Here is a 6,568-nt window from a genome sequence, read left to right as displayed (position 1 = left end):
GAAGAAGACCGGCGCAGGCGAGTCCGCATGAGGCACACCCGACCCGAACCCAGGATCGGAGCAAACCCAGGATCAGAGCAGCGGCGAGACCGCCAGAAAGAGGACAGAGGCGGCCAGCGCACTGACGATCGGGGTGAGCACCCAGTACCCGCCGATCCGGAGTGCGGTGGACCAGTTCACGCTGGTGTGTCGGTGATGGGTCCCCGCGCCGACCAGGCCGGCAGTCACGGCCTGCGTGGAGGAAATCGGTAGCCGGAACACGAATGCGCCGACGAACAACAACACCGACGACACGGCGTTGGCCGTTCCTGCGCGCATCGGATCGAGCGTCACCAGACGAGTCGAGAGTGTATAGGTGATGCGCCAGCCGCCTCCCAGGACGCCGATGCCGAGGAGGACGGCTGCGGTGACTTGGAGCCACACGTGAGAACCGTCGGACATGGTGATGTTTGCGGTTGACAGGGTGAGCAGCGCCAGGGCCAGGGCTCGCTGGCCGTCTTGCATCCCATGAGCCAAGGCCACCGCACAGGCTCCGATGGACTGCATGGTCCCGCCCACGGAGGCCGCCTTGCGCGGCCCCATGTTCCGGGCTCCGAACACCACACCAACGGCCGCCAGGTAGGACAATCCGATGGCCACCACCGAGGCCACCACCAGGGGGATGGCGACCTGTTGAAGCAGCATGGCAGCGGCATCCGGTAGAGACCGGTGCTGGATGATCGCCGACGCCATCGAGGCGCCCGCGATGCCTGCGATCGTGGCATGCGTGGAGGACGATGGCATTCCCCGCCACCACGTATAGACGCTCCATGCCCCCGCTGAGAGCAGGCCGAGGAGAATGACCGCCAGCCCGGAATCACCGTGGGGAACGGAGGCGTCGAAGCTTTCCGCGAGCGCGATCGAGAGGCCGGAGGAGATCAGTCCGCCCAGGGTGGTGAACAGGGCAACCACGGCGAGGGCGACACGAGGCGTGAGCGCTCGAGTGCGGACCGCGGCCGCCACGGAGTTGGAGGCATCGTGGAAGCCGTTGAACAGGGTGGAAGCGGCGAGGGCCACCAAGGTGGCGCCGACGAGGAACGGGGTCAAGGGTTCAGGATTCCTTGACGAGCACGTGGCCCAGACGGTCAGCGAAGCTGGCCAGTGCCTCGGAGGCGCGGCCCAGTTCGTCGGCCAGGACCTTCCGCTTGAGGCTGGTGGAGGCCTTGGGGAGGTCCGCGATCTCCAGGTTCCAGTCCCGCTGAGCCCTCCGAGCACGCGAGCCGAGCCGCAGCATATCCAGCCAGGCCTCTTCCAAGGACTCCAGCCGCCCGAGGCCGCCCAGCGCAGCTCGAGCCAGTGTGGCCTGAGTCCTGAGGATCTCCAGCAGTTCAGGGAGGCGCTCCGATGTGATGGCCTTGGCGTCGACGGCGTCCGGGAGCAAGGGTGCCGCTCCTACTACTGAGGAGATGGCCCTGTGCAGTTCACGGGAGAAGTCGTAGAGGTCCTCGCGCGGGAGCACGTTGACGAAGGAGGAACGCAGATGGGTCAGCAGCGCGTAGTGCAGGTCCCCAGCCTTGATCTCGAGCCCTTCCAGCTGCCGCAGAAATGGGTCGGGCCGGTCGGGGCCCAACAGCTGGGAGGTGATGTCGAGGGTCTCCTCGAGGACGCCGGCAAGGGAGGTCAGCAGTTCCAGACTGCGGGTCTCGCTGGGGAAGAAGCGCAGTCGCACGTCTCACCTTCACAACTCGTCGAAGCGGGGGCCGGCATGCGTTGTGGCGCGGGCCGACGGGATGGACGGTGCCTCAGTGTAGTCGGACTGAATGAACGCGGAGGTTTGCGTGGTTGTCCTCATGCCCGACGGCTCGGAGGCAGTGGCGCCGGCAGCGCGCCACTGCGTGGCGCGGCATGGCGTCTGGTGCACCAGGGAGAGGTTCAAGGCGACGCCGGGCAGGGAGCGCCTCTCGGCGGAAGGCCGCTCGTAGCGGCAAAATGTTGGAGCCCGGGGCTACCAGCAACCCGGCGTCGCGATACCCAGTCTTCGCGGTTCGGTGCCGCCGTGTCAAACGGTGGATTCCTTGCCCGATCTCTGGGCTTGCTGGCACCTGCGGCACAGTTCCGGGACAGGTTCGATGAGTAATGTCGAAGACACCTCAAAGGGTGCGAGTGATGACAGCGAAAGGCCCCGACCGTTGCCGGTCGGGGCCTTTCGTATGCCGAGTGTGCTCAGTCAAGGAGTCCTTTGCGCCACTCCGAGGCACTGGCCTCCAGTTCCTCCGCGGTGCGGTGTAGCCGGGCCGCCGAGTGGGTCAGTGCCGTGCCGCGGGAGGTGTCGGCGGGGTCGGCTGCGTCGGCGTGCAGTGATTCACCGATGGCGACGACCTTGCAGAACGCGGCGGCACGCAGCAACGCCATGTCGAAGTCCCCGGTGAAGGCGCCGGAGAGGATGGACGTGGTCAGGTCAACGAGTTCCTTGGGCCCGGGCGGCTCCTCGACGCCGGCCACCACGCGCTGAAGCGGCGCGTGCGCGCGGCCGTCTCTGAACCACGTCGCGCATTTCTGCGGGTCCTGCAACACCACCCTGCGTAGCGCGTAGAGCCGCCAGAGGGCTCCGGGCAGGGAAACGGGCGGGCATCCGGCCCACAATGCCGCGATCTCCTGCAGTCCGTCGGCGTCGGCCAGGCTCACCAGCCTGTTGAGAACCGTCGGATCGGTGTTCGCTCGCCCGCGCATCACCAGAGTGCGCGCGGTCGTGTGCGCGGCCTCGGAGAGGGCCGCGGGGTCGGCGCCGCCTTCGAAGCGCTCGATCATGTGGTTCTCGAACAGCGCGGGGCGGTGGTACTGGCGTGGGGTCATCGTCCCGAAACGATACGCGCTCGACCGCGCTCGCCGTAGGGATTGCGTCACGCCGTACCGTGCCCGACGACGCGTGTTCGGGTTGGGTGCCCACGTCCCCTAGAATGGTGGGCGGTTCGGTCTCGCGGCCGTTCCGGGCCTATAGCTCAGCTGGTAGAGCACTGGACTTTTAATCCATTGGTCGAGGGTTCGAGCCCCTCTGGGCCCACCATGATGATATGAACGGCGCGGCTGCCAGGCCGGAGACCGTCAGGCACGGGTTCGCCGTCAGTGACGAGTCGCAGTCTGCGGATGGCACCGTCCTCCTCCTCCGCGATCACCTGCGTGCCGATGCCGAGGTACTAGAGGTACTACTGGATGAACGGCAGAGCTTCCATAGCAAATGTGAGCGAGTCGATTTCTCGCGTGAGCGCCGGATCGGTGAGGGGTAGGGCTCTCCAGAAAGCCAGGCCGTTGACGACGCTCAGAAGGAAGTGCGCCCTTGCTGTGTTGTCACCTTCTGCAAGTGCCCCCTGTTCAACAAGAATCGAGAGCCACGTCTCGATGCGTCGCATGGCCTGTTCGTCGAACCCGGCATAGGCGGAGCGGAGATTGTCGGGTGCGTCAGGGCTGATGTAGTTCTGGAAGATCTCCCCCCATCGTTGGCGCGCCTCTTCGCCGGTGCCGATGGCCGCCACGAGCCTGCCCAAGTTCTCGGTCAGCCGCTGCCGCGCTGGAAGCGCCGTGTCATGGATGCGGTCGTCGGGCAGCGCCTGTTCGTACATCGACGCAAGAACTGCGTCCAGCAGGGCTCGTTGAGTAGGGAAATGGTGCCGCAGGGTCCCCATGCCGACGCCCGCTCGCGATGCCACCGCGCGAACTGTCAGGCGCTGCCCGTCGTCCTCTTCCACTATCGAGGCGGCTGCATCCAAGATCTTCTGGCGTGTGTCCATGATTCCTTCTGAAGTGCGGCAATGGATGTGGTGTCACACTAGCACGTTGTGCTAGTAGTGCTTACTAGCACGGTGTGCTAGTCGTATCGATGTGGACGCACAGTGCTCACGTCCATGGCTGCGGCCGACTTGAGAACGTCTGAGAACTCGACCACGGCACTCATCCCTTACGCAGGCCCGGAGCAGCCCTGCGCACATCTCGAAGGAGAAACATCATGCTTGAAACCCTCCAGGACTTCACCCAGTCATTTCCAGACTGGCTTCAGTGGTTCGCCGTCTTCCTGGTCGCCACCATTCCCTTCGTCGAGTCATATCTCGGCACGCTCATCGGTGTGGCGATCGGTTTGCACCCTGCCGGCGCAGCGAGCGCGGCGATCGTGGGAAATGCCGCGGCCGTCGTCCTCGTCGTCGTCTTGACCAACGGGATTCGACGACGAGTTCGCTCGGCTCCGAGGGTGGATGACCAGTATCCGGGGCGTCGACGAGTTGGACGAATGTTCCAGCGCTTCGGGATTCCAGGGGTCTCCCTCATCGGCCATCCGACGCAGATCTCCTCGGCCGCGATGGTCGGTTTCGGTGCGAACCCGACCAAGGTCCTGATCTGGGAGATGGTCTCGGTCGTGATCTGGGGCGGCGTTGTCGCGATCCTCGGCGGCCTGGGCATCCAGGCGCTCGGGCACTGAGCGTCGCCATTTTGCATCACGCCGACATCAAACCAACTGATCGAGGAGCACTACACCATGCATCGACAACACAAGCCCCGCATCGTTCGCGCCGTGACCGCGGGTGCAGCGGCACTTCTACTCTCCGCCTGTACGTCGACACCAGCGACCGATACTTCCACGACCTCAACTGACCTAAGCAGCTTCTACCAACAGGAATTGGAGTTCGGTTCCTGTGCGGACTATGCCGTCACGGAGCTGCAGGAGCAGACGTTCGCAGCCGTCACCCGCGCCGAGTGCGCTCGCCTCAGGGTCCCGATCGACTACGACCGGCCAGGGGACGGCACCACTGATCTCGCGGTCACCCGGATGGCCGCTACGGGGGAGGCCAAGGGATCGGTGGTGGTCAACTCCGGTGGCCCTGGAGGATCTGGACAGCTGCAATCCATCATCGCCTCAGTGGGCTTCAAGGACACTCGCATCACGAAGCAGTACGACATCGTGGGAATGGATCCCCGCGGGGTCTCGGCTTCGTCTCCAGCCATCGACTGCATCTCTGATGGCCAGGCGGACAAGACCGGGTTCGTCTTTCCGGCAGGTGTCATACAGGGCAACTGGACTGCAGCGGATACCAAAAAGGTTGCCGACGAGTGCGTCGAGCGCACTGGAAGCAAGAAGATGCTCGCCGAATCGGGAACCGTGAACGTCGCCCGCGATATGGACATCCTCCGGTCCGCACTCAAGGACAAAAAGCTGACCTACGTGGGGCAAAGTTACGGGACTCGCCTCGGTGCGGTGTATGCCGAGATGTTCCCATCGAAGGTCCGAGCGCTGGTCCTCGACGGTGCCCAGGACCCCACCAAAGGCACTGCCGAACGCAAGGTCACGCAGTACAAAGGGTTCCAGCGTTCTTTCGATCTGATGGTGCGGGCGTGTACGAAGCAACCGAACTGTGTACTGGGGGACCAGAGGGACAAGGCCTTACAAAGGTTCCAGAAGATCGTTCGCCCGCTGATCGATTCTCCCGCCAGGACCCAGAGCGGCCGGCCTGTGGATTTCAATACAGCCATTGGCGCCGTGATCGGTGGGCTCTACCAATCCGATACCTGGTCAGATGTCCAGGCCGGTATCGCAGAACTGAAGCAGGGCAAGGGTGACACCTTGCTCGCGCTGAGCGACGGGTTCGCCGAGCGTGGTGCGAAGGGGGTCTGGTCGAACTATCTCGAGGCGAATGTGGTGGTCAACTGTATGGATGAGCAGCGCCGTACTCCGAAGCAGGAAGAACTCCTGCGGGCGAAAATCTGGGAGGCGGCGCCGTTCCTTGATCCTGGAGAAAGTGTGAAGGGTGCACGCGACGGGTGCGAGGCGATGCCGGGCAGCACTGGTCTGAACTATCCATATGCCCAGGACATCACTGGGCTACCTGACACCCTGACCATTTCGATCACGGGTGACCCGACAACGCCGTATGAGGGCGGGGTCAACCTCTCGGAATCCCTGAATGGTTCTCTTCTCACGGTGAAGGGTGAGCAGCACACCATCGCGATGAGCGGCGCGAGCACGTGTGTCAATCGTGCAGTCAGCGACTACGTCGTGGACCTCAAGACACCTGGGGAAGGGTCCACGTGCAAGATCGAGTAGTCGGCGCACCGTCGATACGGTCGATGTCGAGCGGTCAGGGGATAGTCGGAGTCACGAGACCGCTGAATACGCCGAAGTAAGCATCGAGCAGCGGTGACAGCTCGGAGCTTGGTGTTCGGGACCACTCCTGCCAGGCCAGATCGACGGCGGCAATGCCCGACGCGGCGAGTGCATTGGCGGTGCGAGGATCGCAACCGCGCGCACGAAGTACGTCAGTCACCGCGGACTGATCGTCGTCGCGTTGGGCCGCCAGATGTCTCTTGAGCGCAGGAACGTCGTTGATCATTCGAATGCGAGCCCGTAGCGGATCGCCGCGAGTCTCGGCCGTGTTGACCATCGATTTCGTCGCCGCGCGCATGATGGCCCATACCTTGGTGCCTGGCGTTGCGTCATCGGCGGCGTCAGCAATGCTTTGCGCGAACGAGTCGGCGCGAGTGGAGGCGAGATGTACGGCTGAGACGACCGCGTCCTCCTTCGACATGAAGTAGCGGAAAAACGTGG

General features: G+C 64.1%; 7 protein-coding genes and 1 tRNA gene. 3 read left to right on the top strand and 5 right to left on the bottom strand.

Annotated features, from left to right (window positions below; translation table 11 throughout):
• Positions 1–72: 72 nt before the first annotated feature.
• From Q0A15_RS13870 to Q0A15_RS13860, 3 genes are all read right to left on the bottom strand, one after another.
• Positions 73–1,086 carry an inorganic phosphate transporter gene (locus Q0A15_RS13870; protein ID WP_291280115.1) on the bottom strand — a complete coding sequence of 338 codons (1,014 nt, stop codon included), beginning with the start codon at positions 1,084–1,086 and terminating at the stop codon, positions 73–75.
• A 4-nt stretch (positions 1,087–1,090) separates the two neighbouring features.
• Entirely contained in the window at positions 1,091–1,708 is a 618-nt protein-coding gene (locus Q0A15_RS13865) for a hypothetical protein (protein ID WP_291280114.1), read from the bottom strand.
• A gap of 494 nt (positions 1,709–2,202) precedes the next feature.
• Positions 2,203–2,832 carry a hypothetical protein gene (locus Q0A15_RS13860; protein ID WP_291280113.1) on the bottom strand — a complete coding sequence of 210 codons (630 nt, stop codon included), beginning with the start codon at positions 2,830–2,832 and terminating at the stop codon, positions 2,203–2,205.
• Positions 2,833–2,967: 135 nt separating this feature from the next.
• On the opposite strand from Q0A15_RS13860, the gene Q0A15_RS13855 reads away from it, so the two are divergent.
• Positions 2,968–3,043 (top strand) — tRNA-Lys (locus Q0A15_RS13855).
• 139 nt (positions 3,044–3,182) lie between these two features.
• Here the strand turns inward: Q0A15_RS13855 and Q0A15_RS13850 are convergent.
• A complete protein-coding gene (locus Q0A15_RS13850; RefSeq protein WP_291280112.1) occupies positions 3,183–3,764 on the bottom strand; it encodes a TetR/AcrR family transcriptional regulator in 582 nt (193 codons plus the stop codon).
• Positions 3,765–3,979: 215 nt separating this feature from the next.
• Here Q0A15_RS13850 and Q0A15_RS13845 point away from each other — a divergent pair, with 215 nt between their 5' ends.
• Both Q0A15_RS13845 and Q0A15_RS13840 read left to right on the top strand, forming a co-directional pair.
• On the top strand, positions 3,980–4,447 hold the full coding sequence (locus Q0A15_RS13845; RefSeq protein ID WP_291280111.1) for a hypothetical protein: 468 nt from the start codon (positions 3,980–3,982) through the stop codon (positions 4,445–4,447).
• 378 nt (positions 4,448–4,825) lie between these two features.
• Positions 4,826–6,067, top strand: a complete 1,242-nt coding sequence (locus Q0A15_RS13840) for an alpha/beta fold hydrolase (RefSeq protein ID WP_291280110.1) — start codon at positions 4,826–4,828, stop codon at positions 6,065–6,067.
• A gap of 34 nt (positions 6,068–6,101) precedes the next feature.
• On the opposite strand, the gene Q0A15_RS13835 is transcribed toward Q0A15_RS13840, so the two are convergent.
• Positions 6,102–6,568 (bottom strand): hypothetical protein (locus Q0A15_RS13835; protein WP_291280109.1); only part of this gene is annotated, 467 nt, incomplete at its 5' end.

Origin of the sequence: Galactobacter sp., from assembly GCF_022712295.1 — a bacterium.
In the GTDB taxonomy this organism is placed as follows: domain Bacteria; phylum Actinomycetota; class Actinomycetes; order Actinomycetales; family Micrococcaceae; genus Galactobacter.
The sequence above is the reverse complement of the archived record's forward strand: the minus strand, read 5'-3'. Positions and strand labels throughout refer to the sequence as shown.

Coding starts and splice junctions, on each gene's coding strand:
- Q0A15_RS13845 (WP_291280111.1), top strand. CDS start 3,980: ATGCTTGAAACCCTCCAGGACTTCACCCAGTCATTTCCAGACTGGCTT.
- Q0A15_RS13860 (WP_291280113.1), bottom strand. CDS start 2,832: ATGACCCCACGCCAGTACCACCGCCCCGCGCTGTTCGAGAACCACATG.
- Q0A15_RS13850 (WP_291280112.1), bottom strand. CDS start 3,764: ATGGACACACGCCAGAAGATCTTGGATGCAGCCGCCTCGATAGTGGAA.